Raw genomic sequence first — 26,954 nt, 5'->3', positions numbered from 1 at the left:
TGATACGCGCTTCCTCAAGCTGCCCACGTCAGGATACGGCCAGTGTGGCTCAGCCGTGCCGAGCACGCCCTATCCGGCGGTTGATGTAAGGCAAGACCCAGCGGTCGCCGCCAAAGCGCCCTGCATTGGCGCCTGCCACCAGCAAAAAGAAGGTCAGCGCAATCATCCAGGGGTTGGTCGACACCGTGCCGGCCATGAGAAAAGACATGTTCATCACGATAGCGAAAAATGCCGCATAGGAGGTAAGCACGCCGGCGATCAACCCAAGCCCGACCAGGACTTCTCCCCAGGGAACGACGACATTGATAACATCGGCATAAGGCAGGGCGACGTTTTCCAGAAAGGCAACGTAGTTGGGATACACCATGCTGCCCTCGCGCATGACAGGATTGGCGACCGCATTGCTCAAGAACCCTTGAGCGTCGAAGCCACCGGTCAGCTTGCCTATTCCCAGCGTCAACCAGGTAACACCAAGGTACAGACGCAGTACCAGCCAGACAAAGGCTGCATATTTGTTTTTCCTAAATAAGTCGCCGATCATCCCGTATACTCCATGCCAAAGGGGAACTAGCCGTAGTATGGGTCAAAACACTCCGGCTCTTTTTGACGTGAGTCCATTTTTTCATCAACTCATCATGCATTTTCAAGATGTCATCTCTGTTTCCTGCAGGCCACGTCGACTGCCCGTTCTTTTAACGCCCATGTCAAAAGAGATATTCATCCATGGCTCACTCCACCCAACGCTCCCGTTTCCACGCCTGGCTGCTGGCCGCCCGCCCCCGCACGCTGCCACTGGCCTGTGCTTCCATCTTGCTGGGCAGCGGGCTGGCCGCTCATCTTGGGAGTTTTCATGCAGGCGTATTCCTGCTGACCCTGTTAACGGCAATTTCACTCCAGATCCTCTCCAACCTGGCCAACGACTACGGAGACGCGGTATCCGGGGCGGACGACCATGCGCGTATCGGGCCGGTACGGGCGGTTTCCTCGGGCCTGCTGAGCCCCCAGGCCATGCGCCGCGGAATGATCGTAACGGCCATCGTCGCCGCGCTTTCAGGGCTTTCACTGCTGGTGACTGCCTTTGGCAACCAGTGGGGGCATGTTGTCGCGTTCATTCTGCTGGGGGCTGCTGCCTTGTTGGCGGCGGTGACCTATACCGTCGGGCTTGGGGGCACGCCCTATGGATACCGGGGGCTGGGCGACATTTCGGTCTTCCTGTTCTTCGGACTGCTCGGCGTGCTGGGCACTTACTATCTTCATACCCAGCAATTAAGCGTGCTGGCGTTGCTGCCTGCCGCCACCTGCGGGCTGCTGTCCGCGGCGGTCCTGAACGTGAACAACGTCCGCGATATAGAAAGTGATGCGCGCAATGGAAAAATCACCCTGGCCGTCAAGCTTGGCCGCACCAACGCGATCAATTACCACTGGGCATTGCTGGGCGCGGCGCTGCTGCTTACGGTGGTCTACCTGGTGGCTCTGCCGGTGCCACTCGCGGGATGGAGCTGCCTGGTGGTGGCCAAGCCGCTGACGGATGCCGCCCGAACGTTAAGCCATAGCCGTGATGGAGAGCTACTGACCGGCATGTTGAAGAAAACCGCGTTATCGACGCTGATTTACAGCGTGCTGCTCTCCATCGGCCTGGCGTTTTTTTAAGCGCCATCTCGCTGCACCGAACACTCGATCTTCACTCTGCTCTCTATCAAGGATAGCCACACCATGGATGACACCCTTTCAAACACTTTCTCCTTGACGGCATTTCAGCAGGACTTGGCATCCTCGGATCAACGCCAGCTGTTGCGCTGGGCGGATTGCGAGCTTCATGCGGCCTTTATTCGCCATGCGGAAGGCCATGAAGAGCCGGCCCTGATCCAGGTAGACGAAAGCTCGCGTTATATCGCTTCAACCCAAGCCGATACCCTGCACAACCTGTTGGCCGGTGCCCAGCTTGAAGAGGGTAGCGAAGCCGTGATTCGCTCACTGCCACTGCATGAGCTGGCCCGCAATGCACACCTTTTTCGCGTGGGCCTGCACATTCTTGATGGAGAGGAGGGCCTGTACCTCGAAGGGCCCACGACGCTGGTGTTGGGCACAGCGGCGGTGGTCGAATCGCCGGAGGGCGACGAGGTCATCTATCAGGCGGAAATCTTCTTTTTCGAGCCGCTGGATGAGGCTCGCACCCTACCGCATGGCACCGTTCAGTACTGGTACGATGCCCGCCCGACGCACACCCAGAGCGATGGGCAGACTGCCTCGATTTACGTGTTCGATGATCGACTGGATTGGCTCGACCCCCTCTTTCCCGATCTGCCCGACGGCGCCAGGCCGCTGAGCACGCTATCGCCAGACGCGAGAGCCTTTTTCGAACGCATGCGCTTGCCGCTTTTAAAGCGCCAAGAAAAGACACCGGCTACGCCAGCCGAGCCAGACCGGCGCTATCACAATGACTTGATCAAGGATCAGGTGCTTTACTCTTTCAATCAGCTGCGCGCCATGGTGGATCGCGATATCGTCCCGGCGGCCAGTGGCATCTCGCTGAAGGTAGTGGAAACCTTACGCTCCGAGGAAGAAACCGATGACGCGACCATGAGCTGGGAAATCAGGGTCGGCTTTACCACGCCTCTAGGGGTCGAGGCGCACTTCGACCCCAACTGGGTTTCGGCATCACTGTGCCAGGCCAATGCCGAACTTCCGGATACTACCGGCACCCATGGCGCCAGCGAAGCATTGCGCGAGCGCATCGTCGACCACCTCACCTGGATGTTCTTCCAGCAGGGCCGCAACTTTTTCTTGATGCGTTTCAACGAATGCCTGGAGGGGCTCCTGCCCGATGTCATCATCAACAGCGACAAGCCCTACCAGCCGGACTATACCGATCACCGTTTTCCCTGTCTGGCACGCTTTCAGTGCGGTGAGCATCCGGTGCCGGTGCTGCTGCTGGGTCAGCAAGACGGCAACTACGTTTGCCAGCCATTGAAGGATGTCGATATCGAAGAAAAGCACGTCCCCACCTTGATTCCCAGGCGCAGCAGCTTGATCGACATGACGCGAAACACCATGATGCTTTCCAGTATCGGGGAGAGATGGGTACTCCCTACGTCGCTCATCGATTTTCCCGAATACTGGTATGAGGGCATCCGCCTCAGCAATCAAAACCTCACATCCAAATTTGTTTCGAGCATGCGTGTTAATACGCTGTTAAACGAGTATGAAAAAGGTGGCACGGCCAACAGCAGCGCGGCCAAATGGCTCATCGCGGGCTGTGTGGCGGCGCTGATAGGCGTGATAGCGATGATGAACTTGTAATACAGACCAAACGGATAATGCTGGTATTCTGCATCAAGGATGAAAGGTAATGTTAGAAACACTCACCAACCCACTTCCTTTTGATCAATTCAGGAAAGATGTAGAAAGTAACACAATCGCCAAGATAATAGGCTGGGCGGACCACGAAATTTATGTGCCGTTTATTCGTTATACGTCAGGTGAGGAGGTAGCATTTTTATTTCAAGAACGCCTTTTATGCCACGTCAATGCTTCTTATATGGCGGGAGCTAAACAAATATTAAGCTCCACTGAGACATATACACATCTTAAAGAAATAGTGATCAAGCCGCTGACGCTTGGAGAGCTATTTTGCACTGCCAATTTTCACAAACTGGGCATTAATATATTTGGTGAAGATCATCGTTTGAACTTAGGCAGTCATGCCATGTGTGTATTGGCTGAGTTTGGTCTTTACGACGATAAAGAGAATGAGGAATCACTTCATTCCATCACCGTTTTCTCGTTTGAAAATGATGATTGCACAGCCCTCCTGCCTAAAGGGGCTGTTCAGCTATGGTTACCTAGCCGCCTCTCAGCAACGCTTCCATGGTTCAAAAAGCAGGAGCAAGCTCTACTCATCTTTGATGATCGACTCGACTGGACTAACCCTCGCTTTCCGCCCCTGCCGGATAATGCCAAGCGGCTGAGTCAACTTCCCACTATGGCGCAAAAATCGTTTCAACGAATGCAGTTATCGCCTTTGCCTATCAAGCGGGATACCCCACAGGCTCCAGTCGTCCCAGCCGCTATTTATCATGATTCACTGCTGGCTGAGGAAAAAGTCAAGAGCTTCAGCCGATTACTCGCAAGGGTAGATAAAGAGATTGTACCCAAAGCGATCAATATCAAGCTGAACGTCACCCATCCTTCAGCGCGAAGTTCCGCAGCAGACAAGGCTGACACCTGGGAACTTCAGGTCAGTTTTATCTCGCCAAGGCGGGGTAATATTATCTTTACATCAGAGCTGGTCGACACTGCGCTTTGCAAGGCAAATGCCGCGCTGCCCAATACCCTCGGTACCCAATGCGCCAGCCATCAACTACGTCAACGCATCGTCAAGCATATTGCCTGGATGCTCTTTCAACATGGTCGTGACCTTAACTTCTTGTTCTCTGAATTCTTTTTCGACCTTCAAGGACTTCTCCCATGCTCCATAACCAATGGTAGCGGAAAATTTCAGCCGGACTACACAGATAACCGCTTCCCGTGTCTTGCATGCTTTTCATTTAGCCAACACCAGGTGCCGGTCATGCTGCTGGGGACGGATAAGGACAACTATATCTGCATGCCGTTGGCGTCAAAAGCTTTGCCGGAAACAGATGCCCCCCGCCAGATACCTCATCGTAGCGACCTGATCGACAGGTCGACCGGATACGTGGAATTAAAGCGCAGAACCGACAAGCTGTTGATCCCCAAGTCGCTTATCGACTTTCCTGAGCACTGGTACCAAGGAGAGCGAATCAGCAATAAGATGGTTATCGACCAATTCATCTCGCGCATGGAATATAAAGAGTTGCCCGAAAACACCGATCAGCCGATCAAGGATGAAAGCGGCTCGCCCATGCTGTGGCTCATGGGGTGTGTTTTGGTCATGGCGCTGTTAATCATGTGGGACTTTCTGTTATAGCCCCACATCAGCGGCTCCCAGCACTTTTTTGCTAAATTCATAGGCAAGCGCCAGTTTGTTTAAAGCACCACCTCATACCCTTCAAACTTGGGCGGCCCCAGGTAAATACCTTCTGGCGATTTGGCCCCCGCATGCGCTTTACGGAAGGCTTCTGACTGGGTCCAGGCACGGAAGGCTTCTTCCGATTCCCACACGCTGTGCGAAATAAACACGGTGTGGTCTTCCTGCGTTTCACCCTGGAGCATCTTGAACGTCTTGAAGCCCGGCACTTCATCAAGATGAGAATCGCGGTTGCGCCACACGTCCAGAAAATCTTCTTCGCGGCCTGGGGCGATGCGGAAACGGTTCATGGCGATATACATGGGCTGACTCCTCTGATGATGGTATGGCAACGCTTGATGGTAACGGCGCAGGACAAACACGGATAGCCCAAGACGGCGTCATGGCAAAGACCGGCATTCGCGTGGTTTGGTTCAAGCGCGATCTATGCGCTCCCGCCCCGCCTTCCCGTCAGGGCGCCGACGATCTGCTGCTCAGGCGAATGACTTTTCCCATGGTCAGCCCCTGCACCATGATCGAGAAGACCACCACACAGTAGGTCAGGGTCAGCACCAGGTTTCGAAGCTCGCCTTCGGGCAGCGACAGCGCCATGGCCACCGAGATACCGCCGCGCAGCCCGCCCCAGGTGAGAATACGGATCGCCCCCGGAGACTGGCGGGTCACTCGGCCAAGCGGGCCCATGATGATGGAGACACAAAACCCACGCGCTGCCAGCACGATGGGGATCGCCAACGCACCCGCTACCAGCCAGGCGCGTTCGATGGGCAGGATAAGAAGTTCCAGGCCGATCAAAAAGAAGAGCACCACGTTCAGAATCTCGTCGATCAGTTCCCAGAAGGTATCGACGTTGTCGCGGGTCTTCTCCGACATGGCGAACAGCCGCCCGTGGTTGCCAACGAACAGCCCCGCGATGACCACGGCGATGGGCGCGGACAGGTGCAGGCCGTCTGCCAGAGCATAAAGCCCCATGGCCAGTGCCAGGGTCAGCAGCACTTCGACCTGATAGTTATCCACGCGCTTGAGCATCTGATAGGCCACGTAGCCCACGACCGATGCCAGCAAGAGCGCCCCGCCCACTTCCTTGAGCAGCAGCATGCCAATCGCCGCCGCGTCAATGGGAGATGACATGTGCGACCCTTCCGTCGCATCCAGCCCGGAAAGCTGCAACAGTACCAGAAACACCACCACGCCCAGACCGTCGTTGAACAGCGACTCCCCGGATATCTGGCTTTCAAGCTGCTGGGAAACGCCCACGGATTTCATGATGGCGACCACCGCGATGGGATCGGTCGGGGAGATCAAGGCGCCGAACAGCAGCGCATGCAAAAACGGAATGCCGAGCCCCATCCAGTCAAGCGTAAGCCAGGTCAGCGTGCCCACGATGAAGGTGGACATCAGAGTGCCCGCCACGGCCAGCAGCGCAATGGGCAGCCATTCACGGCTCAGGTTGTCGAACTTGACGTGGATGGCAGCGGCAAACAGCAGAAAGGCCAGCATCCCGTGCAGCACCACCTGATCGAAGTCGATACGCGCCACCAGCGCCGTCGCCTCGTCACGCAGCCCTTCGTTATAGGGGCTGATCAGAATCAGGGCAAGGGAGGCCACCAGCGCCACCAGCATGACGCCGATGGTGGTCGGCAGCTTGATATAGCGGTCGTTGAAGTAACTCGAGACGGCGGCGAGCGTGATCAATATGCTCACCAGAGAAAAGACGCTCATCGGCGCTCCTGATTGAAACGATAAAAGATAAGGACAGCGAAACGATAGCGGCGGCCCCGCACATTTCGAGTAGGTTAATGTGGCCCTAAAATGCAAAACCCGCCACCACGGAAAGCGAAAGCTTCCAGCGGTAGCGGATCAGCCCCGTTGCAGGCACGCCGCGTCAATTGAGCGATGCTAAGGAGAACTCATCTGTTACGTTCGATCCTTCCACTTACGTGGATCGATGCGGCCTTCGTACATGGGTAGTGCGAGTACGGGGTCGTCGTCACGATATTGCGACCACATGCGGTTCAACCCGGCGGTGCCGAACGTGCGCACCCTTTCGACCTCATCGAGGTTGAGTACATCGGTAAGAATGCCTGAGGTGGCGCCGGGCATTTGCGCGCGAATCCGTCCTTCAGGATCGACGATCAGGCTGCGCCCTTCGCCCGAAGGTGTGGCGGCATTGACGCTCACCACATATACCTGATTGAAGATGGCGTTAGCCTGAACAAGGATCTGCTCCTGAGCCCGGTCGCAGGTGGTGGTGGCGACCTGGTTGATGATCACGTCGGCCCCCATCCAGGCAAGTTGCCGTACCGTTTCGGGAAACCAGATGTCGTAGCAGATGGCAAGCCCTACCCGACCTACGCCCGGTACCTCGAACACGTCGAAACGGTTACCCGGGCGATACGGCTCGTAAGGCCTCCAAGGGAAGCACTTGCGGTAGGCGGCCACTCGCGCGCCTTCGGGCGAATACACCGGGGCAGTGTTGTAAAGATGCCCATCCTCTCCGCGTTCACATACCGTGCCCGGGAGCAGCCATATGCCCAGGTTGCGGGCGATACGCGCCAGATGCTGATGGCGCGGCCCATCGATAGGCTCGGCCGCGGCTTCCAGCTGCTCCTTTCGCTGCTCTGGTGTTCCAGAGGCGCTACAAAGATGCATTTCGGGATAGACCACCATTCGAGGCTGCTCAAAATCAGCCCCAAAGTCACTCAGGTGGGTCGCAAGCTCAGCTTCGAACTCAAAAAGCTCGGGGTCGGCGCCGTACTGGCGTGAAATTTCCTGCACCATCAGCACAGGCAAGTATCGGGACATAGTAAACTCCTTAACGCGTTTCCTGCGCCAACGAGTGCGCTGGCTCAGACTCTGACTCGTCAAAATCGACTTCCGGCGGTTCACGGCGGAAGAAACGGGTCAGGTAGGTCAACTGGGCGAGACCGATGGCAAGCCAGATGAAGCCAAGAATAAAGGCCTTGATATCCAGCTTGCTCATCAGCCACAGGTTGACCGCAGCACCAATCAACGGAACCGCCATCCCCTTGAGTACACCATACTCACGTCTTGCCTCTTCGTCCTTGCTCACCAGAAAGATCACCGACAGATTGACCATGATAAAGGCGATAAACGCCCCGAAATTGATGAACGACGCCGCGGACAGCACATCAAGAAACAGGGCGATGATACCGATACCACCCGTCAGCAGAATGCTGAATACCGGGGTATGAAAGCGTGCATGCAGCGCGCCGAAAAACCTGGGTGGCAGTACCGCGTCACGCCCCATGGCAAACAGTAGCCGAGAGGCGCTGGCCTGGGCTGCCAAGCCGGATGTGAACTGAGCAAACACCATGCCCGCCAGGAAGATAGCCCCGAAGAGATCTGCACCGATGGTCGTTGCAATCTCGAAGGCCGCGGAGTCAGCGTTTACAAAGTTACTGCCCGGATGTACAAGCTGAGTGGTGTAACCCACCAGCACATAGATACCGCCGCCGATCAGGGCGGTGAGCATGATCGCCCGGGGTATATTGCGCTTGGGTTCGATGGTTTCTTCGGTCAGGGTCGTTACGGCATCAAAGCCCAGAAACGAATAGGCCGCTACCGCCGCACCGGCGGCAATCGCGCTAAACCCCGCGTCTTCACCCAGGAATGGCCCGAGGCTGAAAAGCGCATCAGTGCCGCCGGTAGACACTACATGGCGAATCGACAGCAGTACAAAGAAAGCGATGACCAGAATCTGGAAGGTCATCAAAAGCGAGTTCACCTTGGACGCCAGCTTGATGCCGTAGATATTCAGAAAGGTAGTGATACCGATGAAACCCAGCAGGAATACCCAGCTTGGCACCTCCGGAAAACGCGCGTTCAGGTAGGCAGCGCCGATCAGCCAGATCACCATGGGCAGAAAGAAGTAATCCAGCAACACGCTCCACCCCACCATGAAGCCCACCCGCGAGTCGATGGCCCGGCGTGCATAGGTATAGGCAGAACCTGACACTGGATAGGTACGCGCCATGATGCCGTAGCTGTAGGCCGTGAACAGCATGGCCACGGTGGTAATAAGGTAGGCAGTGGGCACAGCGCCGCTACTGGTGCTGGCAATCACACCGAAGGTGCCCAGCACGATCAAGGGGGTCATGTAAGCGAGGCCAAACAGCACCACGGCTTTCAAGGATAGGGTTCTTTCCAGTCTTGTATTGTTATCCGTCATCATCCATCTCCGGGAAACGTTGAAACCGACAGCAGGCAACCGCCCTGCCGGTACAAAGCGACGAGCTGATGTATCAGCCTTGGTTTTCTGCGTCTAACGACCGGCCAGCCCTCTTTATTGCTGATATTGTTACTGTCCAGCTAGACTGAGAGGCTTGGCAGCCAGCCTGTTTAAAAGGTATTGGCCGTTCATCTGATCGTATATAACCCCAGCGTGGTATGGCTTTGCGGATGTGGAATTGGTGACACGTAACGAATATGACCCGTTGCTGGCCAGCACCATCATGGCGTTGGCAACGCCTGAGTTACCTCAGCACTTTTCCCGCTTGGTAAAACATCTGACGGCGTTCGATAACCTGATCATCATCGCTTATCACGGCGAACAGCGGCCCGCGGTGCTCTACCGGGAATACACCGACCCCGTGGTATATCTCCCCATGGATAGCCAGTATCTCGGTGGCGCCTACCTGCTCGCCCCGTTCTATCGCGAGCACCTGCGAGGCGGGGCAGAAGGAATACGCCGCCTGATGGATGTCGCCCCCGATCACTTCCGGCGCACGCATTACTACAAGCACTACTACCAGCAGACCACCCTGCTCGATGAGATCGCCGTGTTTGCCAGGCTCACCGAAAACGTCACCTTGACGGCCTGTTTTGGCAAGGACCGCTCCAGCGGCAAACCCTTCAACAAGCGGGAACGTGAGGCGGTCGAGCAGTATGCCGCTACCCTGTCCGGCCTGATGAAAAAACACTGGCAGGATTATCGTCCACCAGACGCAATGAAAGCTGCACCGGCGCCGCTTGAAGAACGCCTGCAAGAGGTGCTCAACCAGGAGCACCGCATCCGGCTCAGCCCGCGCCAGGCGGAAGTGGCGCTGTTCATCTTGCGGGGCCACTCCTCTTTATCCATCAGCCTGCACCTGGGGCTCAGCTTGCAAACGGTCAAGGTGTTTCGCCGTCAGCTTTACGCCAAGTGCAGCATCTCTTCTCAGGCAGAGCTTTTCGCGCTGCTGATGCCATTGTTCGCCAGACTGACGGCGGCTGAGTAAGTGACGCCTTGAGAGTGTGCTGCGTTCAACGGCCTACAAAAAAGCCCGCTCTGCCGGAAACGTCTGTTTCCGGCAGAGCGGGCTAGAGATGCTTAAGCAACGTATCAGCCAAGCGTTTCCAGAGAGGCCTCGATGATACCCAGCCCCTCTTCCAGCACTTCGCTTGAGACCGTCAGCGGCACCAGAATCCGAATGCTGTTGCCGTAGAAGCCGCAGGAGAGCAGGATCAGGCCCTTCTCGCGCGCTTTGGCGCAGAGCGCCGCGGTGGCGGCGGGGTCGGGCTTGCCGTTGTCATCGACGAGCTCGAACGCCGCCATGGCGCCGAGCTGGCGGCCGTGGGCCACGTGCTCGAAGCGCTCTTCCCACACCGAAAAACGCTCAGCCAGCAGCCGACCCATCTGTTCGCTGCGCGCAAGGATGTTCTCTTCCTCGATCACCTCGATCACCGCCAGCGCCGCCGCGCAGGAGAGCGGGTTGCCGCTGTAGGTGCCGCCCAGCGAATTCGGGCCGGAGGCGTCCATGACGGCGGCGGTACCGACGACTGCGGAGAGCGGCATGCCGTTGGCCAGGCTCTTGGCGGTGGTCAGGATATCCGCCTCGACGCCGCTATGTTCCAGCGCAAAGAGCTTGCCGGTGCGCGCGAAGCCGGACTGCACTTCGTCGGCAATCAGCAGGATGCCGTGCTCGTCGCACAGCGCGCGCAGCGCCTGGAGGTACTCGGGGGAGGCGATGTAGAAGCCGCCTTCGCCCTGTACCGGCTCGATGACGATGGCCGCGGTGCGGTGCGGGGCGATATCGGTCTTGAACACCGTGCGAAGCGCCTCCAAAGAGGCCTCTTCGCTGATGCCGTGGATCGGGTTCGGGAACGGCGCGCGGAACACGTCGCCCGGCATCGGGCCGAAGTCGTTCTTGTAGGGCAGCACCTTGCCGGTCATGGCCAGCGTCATCATGGTGCGGCCGTGAAAGGCGCCATCGAAGGTGATGATGCCGGAGCGGCCGGTGGCGGCGCGGGCGATCTTCACCGCGTTTTCCAGCGCTTCGGCACCGGTGTTGACCAGCATCGCCTTGCGCTCGGGCCCGCGTACCGGGGTCAGCTCGCAAAGCTTCTGGCACAGCTCGACGTAGGGCGCGTAGGAGATCACCGCCGCGCTGGTGTGCATCACCTTCTTGAGCTGCGCTTCCACCGCGGCGACGATTTTCGGGTGGCGGTGGCCCAGGTTCAACACGCCAATGCCGCCGGCGAAGTCGATCCAGCGGTTACCGTCGGCGTCCCAGATCTCCGCGTTTTCCGCACGCTCGGCGAACTGGGTGGTCGGCGTGGCCGCGCCTTTGGCGACATACTGGTTCTTGAGTTCGTTCAGTTCCTGATTGGTCATCATCGTTCTCTGTTGCGTTCGTGGTTGCGCTAACGGTTACAAGCCGCCGATGCAGGCGTACTTCAGCTCGGTGAACTCATCGAGGCCATGGTGGGAGCCTTCGCGGCCAAGGCCGGACTCCTTCACGCCGCCAAAGGGAGCAAGCTCGGTCGAGATCAGACCTTCGTTGACGCCGACCATGCCGTACTCGAGCGCTTCCATGGTGCGCCAGATGCGCCGGTAGTCGGTGGCGTAGAAGTAGGCGGCGAGGCCAAAAGGCGTGTCGTTGGCCATGGCGATCGCCTCTTCATCGCGGCTGAAACGGAACACCGGCGCGACGGGGCCGAAGGTTTCCTCATCGGCCACAGCCATCTCGGTGGTGACGTCCGCCAGCACCGTGGGCGTGAAGAAGCGCTCGCCGGCGGCGTGGGGCTTGCCGCCGCACAGCACCCGCGCGCCCTTTTCCCTGGCGTCATCCACATGGCGCTGCACCTTGTCCACCGCGGCCTGGTTGATCAGCGGGCCGATCACGCTGCCTTCCGCCTGCCCGTCGCCCACCTTCAGCGCCTCGACGCGAGCGGTGAGCTTTTCGACGAACGCATCGTAAACGCCGTCCTGAACCAGAAAACGGTTGGTGCACACACAGGTTTGCCCGGCGTTGCGGAATTTGGAGGCGATGGCCCCGTCCACCGCGGCGTCGAGATCCGCATCGTCGAAGACGATGAACGGCGCGTTGCCGCCGAGCTCCATGGCGGTCTTCTTCACGGTGCTGGCGCACTGGGCGAGCAGGCGCTTGCCGACCGGCGTGGAGCCGGTGAACGACACCTTGCGCACGCGGGAATCCGTGGTCAGCACCTCACCCACCTCGACGGGCTTCGAGGCCGTCACCACATTGATGGTGCCTTCCGGCAGCCCCGCTTCCAGCGCCAGGTACGCCGCGGCCAGCGCGGTCAGCGGTGTGGCTTCCGCGGGCTTGATCACCACGGTGCAGCCGGCGGCCAGCGCCGGGGCGCACTTGCGGGTGATCATCGCCAGCGGAAAGTTCCAGGGCGTGATGGCGGCGACCACGCCGACCGGCTCGCGGGTCACCAGAATACGCTTGTCGGCGCCGTGGCTCGGCAGCGTTTCGCCGGCCATGCGCTTGGCTTCCTCAGAAAAGAACTCGATGAACGAGGCGCCGTAGGTGACTTCGCCTTTCGCTTCCGCCAGCGGCTTGCCCTGCTCGAGGGTCATCAGCCGGGCGAGGTCATCGGCGTGCTCGGTGATGAGTTCGAACCAGCGGCGCAGGATCTTCGCGCGCTCCTTGACCGGCGTTGCCCGCCAACCGGGGCCGGCCTCGTAAGCGGCAGCCACGGCGTCACGGGTGTCGTCACCGCCAAGCTCCGCTACGCGGGCGATGGTTTCGCCGGTGGCCGGGTTGTCCACCGCGAAGGTCGCGTCGGTGGTTCGCCACTCGCGGCCTACCAGGGCGGGAACGGCGTCGTTCAACCATTGATCGATAAAGCTCATGAAGTGCTCCTGAAGGTTAAAACGTTACAAGTCGCTGAGCATGTGACGGTCGCTGTAGGCACGCCCGTAGGTGCGCAGCGAATAGACGTAAAGCGCCAGCCCCAGCACCGACCAGCCGGCGAAGATGATCCACTCGGCGCCGGTCAGCGCGGCGGGGCTGCCGGGCAGGTACAGAAAGGCCATGACCAGCGACATCAGCACCGCGGCCACGCCGCAGGGCATGCCGAAGGGCACGCGAAACGGGCGCGGCATGTCCGGTTCGCGCACGCGCAGCACGATGAAGGAGACCGCCACGAACAGGTAGGCGATGACGATGCCAAGACCGCCCGCATCGACGATCCAAACGAGCGCCGGGCGGCCGAAGAACGGCGCGATACAGGACAGAAAGCCCATCAGGAAGATGGCGTTGGTCGGCGTCTTGTAACGCGGGTGCAGCTTGGCGAACGCGCGCGGCATCATGCCAGCAGTGGCCAGGGCGTAGATCGCCCGCGAGCCGCCGATGTAGAAAGCGTTCCAGCTGGTGATGATGCCCGCGATGCCGGCCAGCACCATCAGGTTGCTCGCCCAGTCGGCGTTGAACAGCACGCCCATGGCTTCCGGCACGGTCAGGCTCGCGTTTTCGAGTGCGGCGCTATCGAGCATCAGGCTGGTGGCCAGAATGATCAGCGAGTACCAGGCCACGGCCAGCAGCACCGAGAGCATCAGGACCTTGCCGATCGCCTTGTAGGGCAGGTTGATCTCCTCGGCGGCCTGGGGGATGACGTCGAAGCCGACGAACAGAAACGGCACCATCACCAGCACGGCCATGATGCCCGCGGCAACGCCTGTATCGTCCGGGGTAAACAGCGGCGTCATGTTCGCGGTGTTACCCTCGAACAGCGCGCCGGTGATGAACATCACGCCCACCACCAGAATCAGGCCGGTGACGACCTTTTGCAGAAGGGCGGCGGTAGTCACGCCGAAGTAGTTGATCGCCATCATGGCAAGCGAGCCGCCCACGCCGACGGCGACCCAGGTGGCCTTCACTTCCCAGCCGGCGATGGTCCACAGATGCCCCACGGCGTAGTTGGGCGCGATGTACTCGACCACCGTCGGCAGCGCCACGGCCTCGAAGGCCACCACGCTCAGATACCCGAGGATGATCGCCCAGGTGCACAGAAACGAGGCCCCGTGACCCAGCGCTCGGTAGGTGTAGACGTGCTCGCCGCCGACCTTCGGCATGGCTGAGGCGAGTTCGGCGTAGGTCAGCCCGACGAGCACGATGGCAAACCCACCCACGATAAAGGCTAGAATAGCGCCCAGGCTGCCGGCGGACTGGATAGCCGTTCCGGTAAGAACGATCCAGCCCCAGCCGATCATGGCCCCAAACGCGAGCGCCAGTACATCGCCGCGGGCCAGTACCCGGACGAGCTTGTCTTGTTCAGAGGAGGAGGTAGTCATGACAGAGTGTCCTGCAGTTATTGGATGTTGTCATTGGCGCTCTGTGGCGCTATATCCTGGTGCCGATTAAACGGTACTTAAACACGCTAGCAGGAAGGGCAAGAGGCGCGTATGTACCACTTTCGCGTTTGACTAGACCACTTTTTGGTTGCACTGAAACGGCGCAGGAAAGGCGCAACTAAGTGCTTGATAGTGTGCCTTGCTGGCCGCCGCAGCAGGCAAGAAGGAGTTCTACGTGGATCGTGAGCAGGTTCTGCACCAACTTGAACAGCTTTATGCACTCCAGCCCGAACGGTTGAGCAAGCAGGTGCGTATCGAGCAGGCGCTGCGCTATGCGATTACCCAGCAGTGGCCTTCCGGGTTGCGATTGCCTTCCCACCGTCGCCTGGCCGAAGCGCTGGGCGTGGCGCGCCAGACCCTGGCCCTTGCCGTGGGTACGCTACTGGACGAAGCCTTGCTGAAGACTGCCCACGGCCAGGGTACCTGGACCCACAAGCCCGCCCCCCGCTCCTTACCACCAATTCAGGATAAGCCGCTTTCCAGACGTGCCCAGAAAGTGTTGCAAGGCCCCGGCGCCAGCCTGATTCAAAGCGGCGCCTTCGTGCCCGGCATTCCGGATATTGCCCAGTTTCCGATGCGCAAGTGGCGCCAGCTGTACGCCAGCGTCACGGTGGCGCAAAACGCGCTGCTGCTCTCCTACTCTACCGGCGGCTACGGGCCGTTGAAGCGTGCGATACGTGATTTTCTCGAGCGCTGGCGCAACATTCGCTGCGATATCGAACAGATCATCATTACCGACGGCACCCATAACGGCATCGAGCTGTGTGCCATGGCGCTGACCGACGTCGGCGATACGGTCGCCATGGAATCGCCCTGCTACTGGGGAGCGCGCAACGTATTTACCGCGGCGGGGCTGAACGTCGAGATGCTGGCCTGGCAGCCAGGGGCCGGGCATACCCTGCCCGACGCGCCGAGCGCTGTTCAACTGGCCTACCTCACCGGCTCCCATCACTATCCGCTTAGCGTGCCGACCAGCGTGCATGACAAGCAGCGCCTGTGTAACACTCTTTCGCCCGCCTATATTCTGGAAGATGACTACGAGTTCAGCCGGGATGATCACCCCAACCTGCTGTTCGATGCGCAGTCCGCGCGCCATCTACTGGTCGGCTCGTTTTCCAAGATGATGTTTCCCGGGCTACGGCTGGGCTATCTCGTGGTACCGCACCAACTGGCCGGGCCGATGAACCGGCTGCGCAGCGAGCTGTTTCGTGAAGGACGCATGCTGGACCAGGCCGTGCTGGCTCAGTTCATCTTCGACGGCGACCTGGACGCCTGGTGTCGGCGCATTCAGCGCGACTACCTGGGTCGCCAGCAGGTCATGCATGACCAACTGCGCACGCTGCCATTCATACGGCGCATTTCGCCGCCCAGCGGGGCGATCAGCCTGTGCATCGAATTCGAGCCGTGCATCAACGATGTGCAGCTTGCCCAGGCGCTGTTGAAAGAGCACTTGATCGTTCGTCCGTTAAGCCCGGTGTGTGCCACACACGACCCGCGCTCGGGCCTGGTGATGGGCGTAGGCATGCTCTCTGGCGAAACGCTGGCCCGTGAGGCCCAGCGGCTGCGCCGCTGCCTGGAAAACCTGTTACGCTTGGCGACTGCAAAGAGCTGATTTCAATAAACTAGCCGTTATCCACAAGGAAATTGACATGCCCCGCCCTGTTGATAGTTTTCATGCCGCGTCCCGCTCCTGGTGGATAACCCTGCGCGCATGGTGGCTTGTCAGCGCGGTACTGCTGCTGTCGGGCTGCGCCACCTTTGCTCCCAACCCGCCGCAGGATCAGGGCAATATCTGCGAAATCTTCCGTGAACAGCCCACCTGGTACGACTACGCACGCGACTCCGAGGACAAGTGGGGTACCTCGATCGCCACCCAGATGGCGTTCATTCAGCAGGAGTCCTCCTTCAAGAGCCACGTGCGCCCGGACCGCAAATACTATCTGGGCTTCATTCCCGGCCCGCGCCCCTCCTCGGCCAAGGGCTACGCCCAGGCCCAGGACCCGGTGTGGGGGGAATACCGTGAACAGGCGGGCAGCCTGTTTGCACGGCGTACCAGCATGAAACACGCCACCGACTTCATCGGCTGGTACAACCGCCGCTCCCAGCAGCAGGCGGGCATTTCGCTGTCCAATCCCGAGCACCTCTACTACGCCTATCACGAAGGCGCCGGAGGCTATCGGCGCGGCACCTACCGCAGCAAGCCCCACGTATTGCGCGCCGGCCAGCAGATCGCTGCCCGCACCCACCGTTACCAGGCCCAGCTCAACGCTTGCGAAGCGGAGTTCCAGTGCCGTCGCTTCTATCAGGTCTGGCCATTCTGTCGCCGTTGATTTCCTAGCTAACAAGAAGCGTACCTATGTCGTTACTGATCGGATTCAGTCTTGTCGTGGTGGTGTTCTTCACGTCCATGCTTTCGGGGGTTTTTGGCATGGCAGGCGGGCTGGTGCTGCTGTGGTTTCTGCTGCTGGTGTTTCCGGCGGGGGCGGCGATGGCCGTGCACGGTGTCATTCAGCTAACGGCCAACGCCTCCCGGGCCTGGCTTTCGCGGCGTTATATCGTCTGGCGTATCGTGGCGTTCATGCTGCTGGGCGTACTCGTCGCAGCAGGCTTGCTGCTGCTGTTCAACTACTCGCCCAACGCCACCGTGGTATCGCTTCTGATCGGCCTGATGCCCATTCTGATCTGGCTGCCCAAGCGCTGGTTTCACCTCGATGCCAACCGCGCAAGCCACGCGCTGTGCTGCGGCCTGGCCTCGGGCGGCCTGACCATTGCGGCAGGCGTTTCCGGCCCGCTGATCGATATCTTCTTTGTGCGCTCGCGCATGGACCGGCGCCAGGTGGTGGCCACCAAGGCGATGATTCAGGTGTGCGCCCACACCATCAAGATCCTGTTCTATCTTGGCGCGGCGCTTTCACTAGGCGCAGGGGAATGGGGCATCGTCTTGCTGGCCGCCCCCTTTGCCATGCTGGGCACCCAGGCAGGCAACCGTATTCTGCACCGCCTGACCGATGCCAACTTTCGCACCTGGACGCGCTGGATCGTGACCGCGATCGGGGTCTTCTATTTCGTTCAAGGGCTTGTGCTGCTTTATCAATGACAGGCCGTCGGTCAATAGCCTTTATATTGACACGCCGATTGGCTGTCGCTATCGTCAAAAGATGGAAATGATAACCAGTTTCTTTTAGAGACGTTCAGCAGGATAGCCCCATGACCAGTGAGCAGCGCCAGCTTCGCCAGACCCTTGTGTTTCTGCGCACCTCGTTCGAAGCGATTCAGCACTCGATTGCAGGCCGCCTGGATGATCCGCTGCCCTGCTGGCTGGATACCGCCATGCTCTCGATGCTGTCGCGTGAACTTGGCCGCTGCGGCCAGGAAGCCCGGCCACTGCTTGCAGCGCCCGCGGTGGAACAGATCCTGATCGCCTTCCAGCAGTGTGAGCTGCTGCTCAAGCAGTGCCCCGGCGTGCTCAACAGCGCCGTTTGCTACCGCCAGCTGGCAGCCATCATGCTGCCGCTTACCAGCGCCATCGGCCAGATCGATACGCCTGCCAAGCGCCGCTGGCCGTGGCAGCGGGCTTGAAATAACCCTCACGCTTCTTGTTCGACCCCGCTTTTTTCAAGGCGGGGTTTTAGCTTGTTTCGCACGGGCCAAGGGAAAACAGGCGTAAAGACGCTGATTGAATCTGACAATTGGCGATTAGTAGTAAACTGGTCTATTCTGACTTTTATCGTTACCCAATCGCATAAAGGGAGTTTGCTGAATGGCCTTTGAAACGCTTTTTCAACCGCTCGAGCTGGGCAGCCTGTCCATTCCCAATCGTGTCATCATGGCGCCGCTGACCCGTGCCCGCACGCCGGACAGCGTGCCCGGCAAGCTACAGGAGGCTTATTACGGCCAGCGCGCCGGATCAGGCCTGATCATCTCTGAGGCGACCAATATTTCCCCGACTGCCCGTGGCTATGTCTACACACCGGGTATCTGGACCGATGAGCAGGAAGCCGGCTGGCAGCGGGTTGTCGAGACCGTGCATGCCAAGGGCGGGCGGATCGCCATGCAGCTGTGGCACGTTGGGCGCGTCTCCCATGAAATGGTTCAACCCGATGGCCAGCAGCCGGTCGCGCCCAGCGCGCTGAAAGGCGAAGGCGCCCAGTGTTTTGTGGAATTTGAAGACGGCAGTGCCGGCCAGCACCCCACCAGCACGCCGCGGGCGCTGGAAACCGACGAGCTTCCAGGCATCGTGGACGATTACCGCCAAGCGGCAATTCGCGCCAAGCGCGCGGGCTTTGACATGGTGGAAGTACACGCGGCCAACGCCTACCTGCTCAACCAGTTCCTGGCCACCGGCACCAACCAGCGTACCGACCAGTACGGCGGCTCCGTGGAAAACCGCGCACGCTTCCCGCTGGAAGTAGTGGACGCGGTGATCGAGGTGTTTGGCGCCGACCGGGTGGGCATCCGCCTGACGCCATTCATCGAAATCTTCGGCCTGACCGACGACGAGCCCGAGGCGATGTCGTTCTACCTGGCCGATGAACTCGCCAAGCGCGGCCTTGCGTATATCCACTTGAACGAGCCCAACTGGGCTGGCGGTGACAATCAGTTCCCCGACGGTTTCCGCGAGCAGATGCGCAAGCGCTTCAATGGCCGCCTCATCTACTGTGGCCACTACGACGCCGAAAAAGGCGAGGCGCTCATCAAAAGCGGCAACGGCGATCTCGTCGCATTTGGCCGCCCTTATATCGCCAACCCGGATCTGGCCGAGCGCTTTCGCGTCGATGCCGCACTCAACGAGCCGAACCCCGATACCTTCTACGGCGGCGAGGAGAAGGGCTATACCGACTATCCGTTCATGGATAACGGCTTTGATCGCATAGGCTGAGCCTGGCTGCCGTTTGACCCTTCAATGATAGAGAAGCACTACTTCGGTAGTGCTTTTTTTGTGCCTTGATAAAGATAAAGACTGGTAGTCTATGCTGATGCAAATAAAGGGTAGTAGCGCCAAACCGCTAACTAAATAAGGATTTCAAGAATATGGATCGCACGACTGCCATTCTGCTGCTGGCGCTGATATCGCTTATATTCGGTGGGATAGCGGCCGCTATATTCATCTACGTCATCGTTCCATGGCGGCGACGGCGTGCAAGAAACCGGGCAGCCAAATTGGCGGCGCGATCTTCGACTGAAAGTGTTGCGGAGCCGCCCATCGACGATACCCCGGCGCCCACCAAACCGGCTGCCAAGGTTTCTCAGCACTCGCTGTTCATCATCTTCGCCGAACCTGGGCCCGGCGCCGAACAGACGCTGACCCGGTGGCTTGAACAGATCGATGCCCACTACGACCCGCTGAAAAAGGTGTTTCTGGTGCCCGGGCAGCAGCCCGCCAACCCGATCACGATTGCCAACGCCTTTCTACCAGGTGAGCTGCCTGATCTGTTTCGTGGCGAGCGCCTGGAGGACGACATCAAGGGAGTCAGCTTGATCGTCAAGCCGCCGCTGCGCAAGCGCCGCAATCAGCAGATGATCGCTTTTGTGGCGCTTGCCAAGGAGGCAGCAACGCTGTTCAACGCCGATGTGCTGGATACCCAGCACCAGAGCGCGAGCGAAGAGACCTACACCCAGATTATCGGTTAAACGTTACGCCACGCCCTGGCTGCGCAAGTAGTCGTCATAGCTGCCGCTGAAATCCACGATACCGCCGGGCTGCATATCGATGATACGTGTCGCCAGGGACGAGACGAACTCGCGGTCGTGACTGACGAATAAAAGCGTTCCCGGGTAGTTTTCGAGCGCCAGGTTGAGCGCCTCGATGGACTCCATATCCAGGTGGTTGGTCGGCTCGTCCAGCAGCATCACGTTGGGGTTGGTGAGCGTTAACTTGCCGAACAGCATGCGCCCCTGCTCGCCTCCGGAAATCACCTTGACCGACTTGCCGATATCGTCGCTCGAGAACAGCATGCGACCCAGCGCGCCGCGTACCACCTGCTCACCGCCCTGAGTCCACTGCGCCATCCACTCGAACAGCGTGGCATCCGCGGCAAAGTCATCGGCATGGTCCTGGGCAAATACGCCAAGCTCGGCGGCATCTGTCCATTTCACTTCGCCTTTATCCGGGCGCAGATCGCCCGCCAGGGTTTTCAGCAGGGTCGTCTTGCCGATGCCGTTGGGGCCGATGATGGCGATACGCTCACCGGCTTCGACGGTCATCGAGAAGCGCTCGAACAGCGGCGCGCCGTCGTAGCCCTTGGTAATGGCGTCCACATTGACGGCGTTACGGTGAATCTTCTTGTTCTGATCGAAGCGAATGAACGGGCTGACGCGGCTCGAGGGCTTGATGTCCTCGAGCTTGATCTTGTCGATCTGGCGCGCACGCGAAGTCGCCTGCTTGGCCTTGGAGGCGTTGGCGGAGAAGCGGCTGACGAACTGCTGCAGCTCGGCAATCTGGGCTTTCTTCTTGGCGTTGTCGGCGTATTGACGCTCGCGCGCGGCGGTGGCCGCGGTCATGTAGTCGTCGTAGTTGCCCGGGAAGAGCGTGATCTCGCCGTAATCCAGATCCGCCATGTGGGTACACACACTGTTCAGGAAGTGGCGGTCGTGGGAAATGATGATCATGGTGCTGCTGCGCGCGGTCAGAATATCCTCGAGCCAGCGGATCGTGTTGATATCCAGATGGTTGGTCGGCTCATCGAGCAGCAGCACGTCGGGGTCGGAGAACAGCGCCTGGGCCAGGAGCACACGCAGCTTCCAGCCGGGAGCCACCTCACTCATCGGCCCGGTATGCTGTTCGATGGGAATGCCCAGGCCCAGCAGCAGCTCGCCGGCGCGAGACTCGGCGGTGTAGCCATCCAGCTCGGCAAAGCGCACCTCGAGATCCGCGACCGCCATGCCGTCCTCTTCACTCATTTCAGGCAACGAGTAGATACGCTCGCGCTCGGCGGCCACTTTCCAAAGCTCGGTGTTGCCCATGATCACGGTATCGATCACCCGCTCGTTTTCATAGGCGAACTGATCCTGGCGCAGCTTGCCAAGACGCGTGCTGCTGTCCAGCATGACCTGGCCCGATGACGGCTCGAGTTCGCCGCCCAGAATCTTCATGAAGGTCGACTTGCCGCAACCGTTGGCGCCGATCAGACCGTAGCGATTGCCGTTGTTGAATTTGACGGAAACGTTTTCAAACAGGGGCTTGGCCCCGAACTGCATGGTGATATTGGCGGTTGCGATCAAGATGTGGGCCCTGGTTAGCGTATAAAGTGCGCATGCAAAGGCCCGCGATTCTACGCGCTCTTGAACGCTGTGACACCTATCACCTAGCGCGGCGCATCGCCGGATGCAGGGAGATCGAGCAGAAAGCGTTCGTCATCAATTGCTTGGCGTAATCGGGAGTGCAATATCTCCACTACCCCTGCATGTTCGCCAACAAGCCTCGTGGCCGTGATGTGCAGAGCTGGATGACGCTTTTGTGCCGCACGGCAGATTTCATCGATGTCACCGCCTTCACCGGCGTGGCGGCCTGGGGAGAGAAACAGCATGGCCAGCACCACCTGCCCTGCATGAAACTCAGGCCTGTCCAGCAGGTTCTCCAGCAGCGGTTCGTTAAAGCGATATTCATCCCCTGCCCGGCGTTCCATGGATGCCGCCGCCACACAGGCAACCTCCTCGGCCAGCAGAACGCTTAGCTGCCCAGCCAGGCGGTTACGAACGGCCGTGACCTCGGGGATGGGGCTGCCATGATCTACCAGGGCAACGCGCACCGGTTCGCCGCCAAGGCACTCGCGTACGTTGTCAGCCAGCAGGCGAGCCAGACGCAGATCGTTCCCTCCCAGCTCGTCTACCAGGGGCTGGGCGACGCGTACGCTCACCTGCGGAAACGCTGCCTGCAGCACCGCCATACGTTCGGGTAAATAATCGGTCAGGGCCTTGCTCGGGCCAAAAAAGAACGGCACCACGATGATCTCGGTAGCGCCTTGCTCGGCACTGCGCTCAGCGCCCGGGCCCAGGGTCAGCGCAGGCTTCCCCTCAAGCCTTTCAGCGGGAACTTTATTGGAGTGAAGTAATGAGGCGGCCTGTACCGTCTCGCCTATCTGTTGGCTGAGGGCGGCCGCCACCCGGCGTAAATTGAGCGTGGACGCCGGGCGTAATGATCCATTATCAACGAGAAAGATAGCGCGCATGATCGCTCCAGAAGAGTATGCCAAGGCATGTTACCATGACCTTTTGAGCCACCTTCATAGCGTCATGTTGATCGATACCACGGCCATTAACCAGCAGCGTAACCACTTCGATGATGATGCCGATATCTGGGTCTTCGGCTACGGCTCCCTGATCTGGAAGGCGGATTTCACGTACCTGGAAAGACGCAGCGCCTATATTACCGGCTGGGAGCGCCGCTTCTGGCAAGGCTCTCACGACCATCGCGGAACGCCACAGGCGCCTGGCCGGGTGGTCACACTGACGCCCGTGAAAGGCGCTCTCTGCCACGGCATGGCCTACCGTATTACCCGCGATGTCCTCGCCCCGCTGGATCATCGTGAGAAGAACGGCTACCTGCGTGAACTCACGCCCATGCACTTTGCCGACGGCAGCCAGGCGCAAGGGCTTGTCTACATGGCAACCGAGGATAACCCGGCATTTTTGGGCCCCGCCCCACTCGAGGCGATGGCGCATCAGATCGCCTGCGCCGAAGGCCCAAGCGGCCCCAACCGCGACTACCTGCTGAACCTGGCAAGCGCGCTACGCGACCTGGAGGTCGAGGATACGCATATCTTTGCGCTCGAAGAACGGCTTCAGCGTCTTTGAGCCCTTACCAGTAGCGCGGGTAGCGGCGATGGCGGGCCAGGTTGTTGACCAGAATGGCGATGACCAGCATCACCACGCTGCCCATGCCGATCGGCAGCAGCGGGTACCACCAGCCCAACTGATGCACACTGGCCCCGCCGCCTACCGCAATCAACGCCGCCGCAGCGCCGGGTGGGTGCACCGTATGGGTCAACTGCATCACCAGGATCGACAGCGATACGGCAAGCGACATGGAAAGCGGCGTTGCCCCCAGCCATTGATAGCAGCCTACGCCAATGCACGCCGAAAGCACGCTGCCAAACAGTACGTGGCTGGGCTGAGCGAAAGGACTTTCCGGTGCGGCATAGATGAGTACCGAGGTTGCGCCAAACGAGCCCACGATCAGCAGCTGCTGCGAAAGCCACGCAGCGCTCAGCCAGCAGATGACCGCCATGCCGGTAAAAGCGCCCACCCATGACCACACCGCATCCTGCCAGCCAACGCGAGCACGCTGAATACGCTCGCCACGCATTTTGCCAAGATAAGTTTTCATCGCACCCACTTTGCACTAAAGAAGGGCGAATAATGGCAAATTGCACCAAATAGGCAAATGATAAATGGTCATACTCTTATGAGCTGGATTCAGCCCATGGCAGGGCGCGCCCACTACCCTCGGCAATACAGATACTTAGCGCGCTTACTTCCAGATGGTCGTTATTGCAAGGCTACATCATCAGCCAGGAAAGTATGAACAGCGCAATGAGCGTCTTGACGATTCCACCAACGATGGAGGCACGTAGAAACGACTTGATCCCTCCCCACAGCACTAGAAGTCCGATCACCAGTACCGCGATGCTGAAGAACGAATCATTGATCCCGAGCGACCGGGTCAGCCCATCGGTGAAATCGCCAAAGGCACCAAAGAAGTTGGTAAAAATACCCAGAAGGAACTCCACCACCGTGCGAATGACATCGCCAATCGTGGAGCCCGCTCGGTCAAAAAATCCATTTTCCTGCATGCAAGTGTCTCAGCTCGGCTATCGTATTGCTGTGCATTGTCGGCTAAAACCTGGCGGGGGGCAAAGCAAAGCGCTGCACACAGGCCTTCATCAGACACGCCCAAACAGGCTACATTAGGGCTTCGACATTCGCCCATTTCAAAGGAGTCATCGCGATGCCTAGCGTATTGATTACCGGTGCCACTTCCGGCTTTGGTAAAGCTGCCGCCCAGCGTTTTGCCAAGGCTGGCTGGTCACTGATTCTGACCGGCCGCCGGGAAGAGCGCCTGAAAGCCCTTGAAAGCGAACTTTCCCAGCATGTGCCGGTACTGACTCTGACGCTGGATGTTCGCGATAGCGAGGCGGTCAGCAAGGCGCTGGGCGAGCTGCCGGAGCAGTTCTTGCCGCTCACTTGCCTGATCAACAATGCCGGCCTGGCCCTGGCACCGGAGCCCTCTCAGCAAGTCGATCTGAAAGACTGGCACACCATGATCGACACGAACATTACCGGCCTTGTGAACGTGACCCATGCCGCCCTGCCGCTGCTGCTGGCTCAGGGCGAAGGCGCCAGCATTCTCAACCTGGGCTCGGTGGCGGGTCAGTGGCCCTACCCGGGCGGGCACGTCTACGGTGCCTCAAAGGCCTTCGTCCAGCAGTTTGGCTACAACCTGCGCTGCGACTTGCTGGGCACCGGCGTGCGGGTTACCGACCTCGCCCCGGGCATGGCAGAAACCGAGTTCACCCTGGTGCGCACCAAAGGCAATCAGGAAGCGTCGGATGCGCTTTACCGAGGCACTACACCGCTGCAGGCAGAAGATATCGCCGAGCAGCTTTACTACCTGGCCACGCTGCCGGCGCATATCAATATCAACCGTCTGGAAATCATGCCCGTGCGCCAGGCGTGGTCAGCGTTTGCGGTTGACCGCGACGCCCAGTAACACGCGCTGAACGGCTGTACGCTTCGGGCCACTCATCCAGCTCCTCCCAGGCGTACGGCCGCCCTTTCGGCCTTCTCCTTTCTCTTCCCTGGCCACCGTACTCCCGGCAAGGCTCCCTTGAGCTACCTGCGCCTTCACCCTTTGTCTAATTCCTATCTATTGACCTGCATATCTTAAACCTCTATTTGTTGTATATAACAACGCAACTGATACATCTCTCTAGCGCCCATTCAGAGGTCGATGTGCATGAATGTGAACATGACGTTTCTACAAGGACTACTCTCCAACATCAGTACGCGCACTCGCCTGCTGGGAAATGCCTCGAATACCGTAAAGGGCAGCGACGCACACCTTCACGCTCTCGCCTCAGCCTGCGAAACACTGATGCAGCGCGGCGGTGAAGCGTCTCAGATCATGACCGCCCAGCGCGCGCTGACCCATTACCAGCAGTTGGCGCCCGAAGAGCAACTGGCGTTCTTTACCCTGCTGGCCGACGAGTATGCCGCCGACCCCAAGGCCATTCATGCCGCCTACCAGGCGTACGCGGAAACGGAGGACAACGCGACGCTTGAAACGCTGTTCAATGCCTGCGAGCCGCGCCGTCAAGACCTCTTGCGACGCCTGAATCTGTGTCCTGGCGGTACGTTCGAGCTTCTGAAAATGCGCGCCGACCTGCTCAAGCACCTGCGCCAGGCGCCGGAGCTATCCGCACTTAACGGCGATTTCTCGCACCTGTTCAATTCCTGGTTCAACCGCGGGTTTCTGGTACTGGAGAGCATCGACTGGAACACGCCGGCCGCCGTGCTCGAGAAGCTGATTCACTACGAAGCGGTGCATGCCATCAGCGACTGGCGCGACCTGCGTCGGCGCCTGGACCCCGATGACCGCCGCTGCTATGCCTTTTTCCACCCAGCTACCGGTGACGAGCCGCTGATCTTCGTGGAAGTCGCGCTCTGCAAGGGGATTCCCGATAACGTGCAGCGCATTCTGGAGCATGGCGAAGAGGTGCCGCTGGAGGAAGCCGACACGGCGGTGTTCTACAGCATCAGCAACTGCCAGGCGGGGCTGAAGGGCGTTTCCTTCGGCAATTTCCTGATCAAGCAAGTCGTGCAGGAGCTAAGCCGCGAGCTTCCCCAGCTCAAGAATTTCGTCACTCTTTCGCCGGTGCCGGGCTTTGCCGACTGGCTGGCCGAGCAGCGAGCCAAGCAGGCCGTCACGCTTTCCACACCGCTGCAGCATTTCATCGACTCACGCGAGACGAACGAGCTTCCCGCCGCAGCCCACAAGGAGTTCATGCGCCTGGCCGCCTACTATCTGGTGGAAGCCAAGCATAAAAGCGGTCAGCCGCTCAACCCGGTGGCTCGCTTCCACCTGGGTAACGGTGCCAGCCTGCACCGCATGAACGGGCTGGCCGACACATCGTCCAAAGGCATGCAGCAGGCGCACGGGCTGATGGTCAACTACCTCTATCAGCTGGATCGCATCGAACAGAACCACGAGGCCTATACCCGCGACAACAGCGTGGTGTGTGCCAACGATATCCGCCGTCTGGCAGGCCAGGCCGAGCAGTACTTCAGCACCGAAGCGAGCGCTTGAGAACGTTGCCGTTTTCAGTCCCACGCTTTTGAAATAACAAG

Annotated in this window: 25 protein-coding genes; 13 read left to right on the top strand and 12 right to left on the bottom strand. The window is 59.5% G+C overall.

What is annotated here, in order from left to right; all coding sequences use genetic code 11:
- Window positions 1–49: 49 nt before the first annotated feature.
- The gene (locus HW452_RS12995; protein ID WP_224106539.1) at window positions 50–541 is read right to left on the bottom strand and encodes a DoxX family protein; all 492 of its coding nucleotides are present in this window, start codon (window positions 539–541) and stop codon (window positions 50–52) included.
- A gap of 182 nt (window positions 542–723) precedes the next feature.
- Between HW452_RS12995 and HW452_RS12990 the strand changes: the two genes are divergently transcribed.
- The 3 genes from HW452_RS12990 (at window position 724) to HW452_RS12980 (ending at window position 4,948) form a co-directional block, all read left to right on the top strand.
- On the top strand, window positions 724–1,650 hold the full coding sequence (locus HW452_RS12990) for a 1,4-dihydroxy-2-naphthoate polyprenyltransferase (protein WP_224106538.1): 927 nt from the start codon (window positions 724–726) through the stop codon (window positions 1,648–1,650).
- Window positions 1,651–1,713: 63 nt separating this feature from the next.
- Window positions 1,714–3,300, top strand: a complete 1,587-nt coding sequence (locus HW452_RS12985) for a hypothetical protein (RefSeq protein WP_224106537.1) — start codon at window positions 1,714–1,716, stop codon at window positions 3,298–3,300.
- Between the two features lie 49 nt (window positions 3,301–3,349).
- Window positions 3,350–4,948, top strand: a complete 1,599-nt coding sequence (locus tag HW452_RS12980) for a hypothetical protein (RefSeq protein WP_224106536.1) — start codon at window positions 3,350–3,352, stop codon at window positions 4,946–4,948.
- A 59-nt stretch (window positions 4,949–5,007) separates the two neighbouring features.
- Here the strand turns inward: HW452_RS12980 and HW452_RS12975 are convergent, their stop codons facing one another.
- From HW452_RS12975 to HW452_RS12960, 4 genes are all read right to left on the bottom strand, one after another.
- Complete coding sequence (locus tag HW452_RS12975; RefSeq protein WP_224106535.1) at window positions 5,008–5,310, bottom strand: antibiotic biosynthesis monooxygenase family protein; 303 nt, start codon at window positions 5,308–5,310, stop codon at window positions 5,008–5,010.
- Window positions 5,311–5,458: 148 nt separating this feature from the next.
- Window positions 5,459–6,727 (bottom strand): cation:proton antiporter, encoded by a 1,269-nt coding sequence (locus HW452_RS12970; protein WP_224106534.1) that lies wholly within the window; start codon window positions 6,725–6,727, stop codon window positions 5,459–5,461.
- A 195-nt stretch (window positions 6,728–6,922) separates the two neighbouring features.
- Entirely contained in the window at window positions 6,923–7,810 is an 888-nt protein-coding gene (locus HW452_RS12965; RefSeq protein WP_224106533.1) for a carbon-nitrogen hydrolase family protein, read from the bottom strand.
- 10 nt (window positions 7,811–7,820) lie between these two features.
- On the bottom strand, window positions 7,821–9,197 hold the full coding sequence (locus HW452_RS12960) for an APC family permease (RefSeq protein ID WP_224106532.1): 1,377 nt from the start codon (window positions 9,195–9,197) through the stop codon (window positions 7,821–7,823).
- A 241-nt stretch (window positions 9,198–9,438) separates the two neighbouring features.
- On the opposite strand from HW452_RS12960, the gene HW452_RS12955 reads away from it, so the two are divergent.
- Window positions 9,439–10,245 carry a helix-turn-helix transcriptional regulator gene (locus tag HW452_RS12955; RefSeq protein WP_224106531.1) on the top strand — a complete coding sequence of 269 codons (807 nt, stop codon included), beginning with the start codon at window positions 9,439–9,441 and terminating at the stop codon, window positions 10,243–10,245.
- 104 nt (window positions 10,246–10,349) lie between these two features.
- Here HW452_RS12955 and gabT read toward each other — a convergent pair whose 3' ends face one another.
- Genes gabT through HW452_RS12940 form a run of 3 tightly spaced genes read right to left on the bottom strand, consistent with a single transcriptional unit; the run spans window position 10,350 to window position 14,549 of the window.
- Window positions 10,350–11,621, bottom strand: coding sequence for a 4-aminobutyrate--2-oxoglutarate transaminase (gabT, locus tag HW452_RS12950; protein WP_224106530.1), 1,272 nt, complete (start codon window positions 11,619–11,621; stop codon window positions 10,350–10,352).
- Window positions 11,622–11,657: 36 nt separating this feature from the next.
- Window positions 11,658–13,109: an NAD-dependent succinate-semialdehyde dehydrogenase gene (locus tag HW452_RS12945; RefSeq protein WP_224106529.1), complete on the bottom strand. Its 1,452-nt coding sequence runs from the start codon at window positions 13,107–13,109 to the stop codon at window positions 11,658–11,660.
- 24 nt (window positions 13,110–13,133) lie between these two features.
- Window positions 13,134–14,549, bottom strand: a complete 1,416-nt coding sequence (locus HW452_RS12940; protein WP_224106528.1) for an APC family permease — start codon at window positions 14,547–14,549, stop codon at window positions 13,134–13,136.
- Between the two features lie 235 nt (window positions 14,550–14,784).
- On the opposite strand from HW452_RS12940, the gene HW452_RS12935 reads away from it, so the two are divergent.
- From HW452_RS12935 to HW452_RS12910, 6 genes are all read left to right on the top strand, one after another.
- Complete coding sequence (locus HW452_RS12935) at window positions 14,785–16,221, top strand: PLP-dependent aminotransferase family protein (RefSeq protein ID WP_224106527.1); 1,437 nt, start codon at window positions 14,785–14,787, stop codon at window positions 16,219–16,221.
- Between the two features lie 37 nt (window positions 16,222–16,258).
- Window positions 16,259–16,939 carry a lysozyme-like domain containing protein gene (locus tag HW452_RS12930; protein ID WP_224106526.1) on the top strand — a complete coding sequence of 227 codons (681 nt, stop codon included), beginning with the start codon at window positions 16,259–16,261 and terminating at the stop codon, window positions 16,937–16,939.
- Between the two features lie 26 nt (window positions 16,940–16,965).
- Entirely contained in the window at window positions 16,966–17,706 is a 741-nt protein-coding gene (locus tag HW452_RS12925) for a sulfite exporter TauE/SafE family protein (RefSeq protein ID WP_224106525.1), read from the top strand.
- Between the two features lie 110 nt (window positions 17,707–17,816).
- Entirely contained in the window at window positions 17,817–18,188 is a 372-nt protein-coding gene (locus tag HW452_RS12920) for a hypothetical protein (RefSeq protein WP_224106524.1), read from the top strand.
- Window positions 18,189–18,369: 181 nt separating this feature from the next.
- Window positions 18,370–19,488 carry an alkene reductase gene (locus HW452_RS12915; protein WP_224106523.1) on the top strand — a complete coding sequence of 373 codons (1,119 nt, stop codon included), beginning with the start codon at window positions 18,370–18,372 and terminating at the stop codon, window positions 19,486–19,488.
- A gap of 152 nt (window positions 19,489–19,640) precedes the next feature.
- On the top strand, window positions 19,641–20,240 hold the full coding sequence (locus tag HW452_RS12910; protein ID WP_224106522.1) for a cell division protein ZipA C-terminal FtsZ-binding domain-containing protein: 600 nt from the start codon (window positions 19,641–19,643) through the stop codon (window positions 20,238–20,240).
- Between the two features lie 3 nt (window positions 20,241–20,243).
- Here the strand turns inward: HW452_RS12910 and HW452_RS12905 are convergent, their stop codons facing one another.
- Complete coding sequence (locus HW452_RS12905; protein WP_224106521.1) at window positions 20,244–21,830, bottom strand: ABC-F family ATPase; 1,587 nt, start codon at window positions 21,828–21,830, stop codon at window positions 20,244–20,246.
- A gap of 83 nt (window positions 21,831–21,913) precedes the next feature.
- Entirely contained in the window at window positions 21,914–22,777 is an 864-nt protein-coding gene (locus HW452_RS12900; RefSeq protein WP_224106520.1) for a sirohydrochlorin chelatase, read from the bottom strand.
- 64 nt (window positions 22,778–22,841) lie between these two features.
- Here HW452_RS12900 and HW452_RS12895 point away from each other — a divergent pair, with 64 nt between their 5' ends.
- Window positions 22,842–23,402, top strand: a complete 561-nt coding sequence (locus tag HW452_RS12895; protein WP_224106632.1) for a gamma-glutamylcyclotransferase — start codon at window positions 22,842–22,844, stop codon at window positions 23,400–23,402.
- 4 nt (window positions 23,403–23,406) lie between these two features.
- Here HW452_RS12895 and HW452_RS12890 read toward each other — a convergent pair whose 3' ends face one another.
- Window positions 23,407–23,934 carry an HPP family protein gene (locus HW452_RS12890; RefSeq protein ID WP_224106519.1) on the bottom strand — a complete coding sequence of 176 codons (528 nt, stop codon included), beginning with the start codon at window positions 23,932–23,934 and terminating at the stop codon, window positions 23,407–23,409.
- Between the two features lie 172 nt (window positions 23,935–24,106).
- Window positions 24,107–24,400: a hypothetical protein gene (locus HW452_RS12885; RefSeq protein WP_224106518.1), complete on the bottom strand. Its 294-nt coding sequence runs from the start codon at window positions 24,398–24,400 to the stop codon at window positions 24,107–24,109.
- A gap of 155 nt (window positions 24,401–24,555) precedes the next feature.
- Here HW452_RS12885 and HW452_RS12880 point away from each other — a divergent pair, with 155 nt between their 5' ends.
- Window positions 24,556–25,317, top strand: coding sequence for an SDR family NAD(P)-dependent oxidoreductase (locus tag HW452_RS12880; RefSeq protein ID WP_224106517.1), 762 nt, complete (start codon window positions 24,556–24,558; stop codon window positions 25,315–25,317).
- Between the two features lie 258 nt (window positions 25,318–25,575).
- A complete protein-coding gene (locus HW452_RS12875; RefSeq protein WP_224106516.1) occupies window positions 25,576–26,913 on the top strand; it encodes a malonyl-CoA decarboxylase in 1,338 nt (445 codons plus the stop codon).
- Window positions 26,914–26,954 lie beyond the last annotated feature (41 nt).

This window comes from Vreelandella aquamarina (genome assembly GCF_020075495.1).
Lineage (GTDB): Bacteria > Pseudomonadota > Gammaproteobacteria > Pseudomonadales > Halomonadaceae > Vreelandella > Vreelandella aquamarina_A.
The sequence above is the reverse complement of the archived record's forward strand: the minus strand, read 5'-3'. Positions and strand labels throughout refer to the sequence as shown.